1 protein-coding gene and 1 pseudogene are annotated in these 1891 nt (G+C 62.5%); one reads left to right on the top strand and one right to left on the bottom strand.

All coding sequences use genetic code 11. The features are described 5' to 3' along the window. Positions 1-654: pseudogene (locus tag EN780_RS33155) on the bottom strand (aldo/keto reductase); the annotation flags it as partial. A gap of 260 nt (positions 655-914) precedes the next feature. Between EN780_RS33155 and ppk2 the strand changes: the two are divergent. Then, positions 915-1835 carry a polyphosphate kinase 2 gene (gene ppk2 / locus EN780_RS33150; protein ID WP_127284229.1) on the top strand — a complete coding sequence of 307 codons (921 nt, stop codon included), beginning with the start codon at positions 915-917 and terminating at the stop codon, positions 1833-1835. The last annotated feature ends 56 nt before the right edge of the window (positions 1836-1891 follow it).

The raw sequence follows: 1891 nt of genomic DNA, 5'->3' as shown, positions 1-1891 counted from the left end.
CCGACCAGCCGCCGATCTGGCGGGCGGTCGGACTGTTGCGGTCGTATTTGCCGCTGAGCAGCCCGCCGGCGAGCGGGCTCCACACCAGCACGCCGAGCCCCTGGTCGACCGAGATCGGCAGCAGCTCGTATTCGGCCTCGCGCGCCTCCAGCGTGTAGTGGATCTGCTGGGTGACGAAGCGCGGCTGGTGGCTGCTGTCGCTGATGGCGAGTGCCTTCATCACCTGCCAGCCGGAATAGTTGGAGCAGCCGACGTAGCGGATCTTGCCCTGGCTCACCAGCGTGTCGAGGGCGGCGACCGTTTCCTCGAGCGGCGTCACGCCATCCCATTCGTGCAGGAAGTAGATGTCGATGACGTCGGTCTTCAGGGCTTCAGGCTCTTCTCGCACTCGCGGATCAGGTGGTGGCGCGACAGGCCCTCGTCATTGGGACCCTTGCCGATGCGCATGCGCGCCTTGGAGGCGATCAGCACATCGTCCTTGCGCTTGCCGCCGAGCGCCTCGCCGATGATCTCTTCCGAAATCCCGTTCGAATAGACGTTGGCGGTGTCGATGAGGTTGATGCCGGCATCGATGCAGAGGTCGATCATCCGGCTTGCTTCCTTGAGGTCGGTCTTGCCGACCGCCGCGAAGGCGCCGGCGCCGCCGAATGTCATGGTGCCGAGCGTCAATGTCGAAACCTTCAGCCCGGAACGGCCGAGTGTACGGTATTCCATTTGAAATCCTCGCAATCGCGTTGAGAGAGGCGCCACGAATGGGCAGCCCGAATAGGACAGCCTATTTGTAGGACAAGTTGCTCGGCTTGTCGCCCCATTGCGGCGACCGGTCGATCACATCTGCAGCAGCGGCATTGCAATAAAACCGTCATTGCCGGCCTTTATTGAAGTCGGCTCAGGATGGCGAACGGAGAAGCACGATGAGCGAACTGAAACCGAATTCCGGAGCCAGGGACTGGCTGGAAGCCGAACTCGCCGACACGCTCGACGAGGATTACGAGCTGGAGATATCGGAGCCGGCGCTGTCGCTCGAGATCGCCAAGATCTACAAGGAGTCGCATCCGCCCTCGATCGAACGCATGCAATATTTCCGAGACTTGCTGCGGCTCCAGTCCGAACTGATCAAGCTGCAGTCCTGGGTGGCCTATCACAAGAAGAAGGTCGTGGTGGTCTTCGAGGGCCGCGACTCCGCCGGCAAGGGCGGCGTCATCAAGCGCATCACGCAGCGGCTCAATCCGCGCATCTGCCGTGTCGTGGCGCTGCCGGCGCCGACCGAGCGCGAGAAATCGCAATGGTACTTCCAGCGCTACGTGCCGCATCTGCCGGCCGGCGGCGAGATCGTGCTGTTCGACCGCTCCTGGTACAACCGCTCCGGCGTCGAGCGGGTGATGGGCTTCGCCGGGCCGGACCAGGTCGAGGAGTTCTTCCACGACGTGCCGGAATTCGAGCGCATGCTGGTGCGCTCCGGCATCACCCTGGTCAAATACTGGTTCTCGATAACCGACGAGGAGCAGCAGATGCGCTTCCTGATGCGCATCCACGATCCGATGAAGCAGTGGAAGCTGTCGCCGATGGACCTGCAGTCGCGCGTGCGCTGGGAGCAGTATACCAAGGCCAAGGAAGAGACCTTCGCCCGCACCAACATTCCCGAGGCGCCATGGTTCATCGTCGAAGGCAACGACAAGAAGCGCGCCCGGCTGAACTGCATCGACCATCTCCTGCAGCAGTTTCCCTATGAGGAGGTGCCGCATGAGGAGATCACGCTGCCGGAGCGCGTCTTCAACCCCGAATACGAGCGCCAGGTGCTGCCGCGCGAGCTTTACGTGCCGGAGAAGTATTAGCATCTTCACCTTCTCCCCGTTTCACGGGGAGAAGGTGCCCGAAGGGCGGATGAGGG

The sequence above is a fragment of the Mesorhizobium sp. M4B.F.Ca.ET.089.01.1.1 genome (assembly GCF_004022605.1).
Taxonomy (GTDB): domain Bacteria; phylum Pseudomonadota; class Alphaproteobacteria; order Rhizobiales; family Rhizobiaceae; genus Mesorhizobium; species Mesorhizobium abyssinicae.
The sequence above is the reverse complement of the archived record's forward strand: the minus strand, read 5'-3'. Positions and strand labels throughout refer to the sequence as shown.

What these genes read in the sequence shown, in the direction of transcription:
- ppk2 (WP_127284229.1), top strand. Translation starts at nt 915, where the DNA reads ATGAGCGAACTGAAACCGAATTCCGGAGCCAGGGACTGGCTGGAAGCC.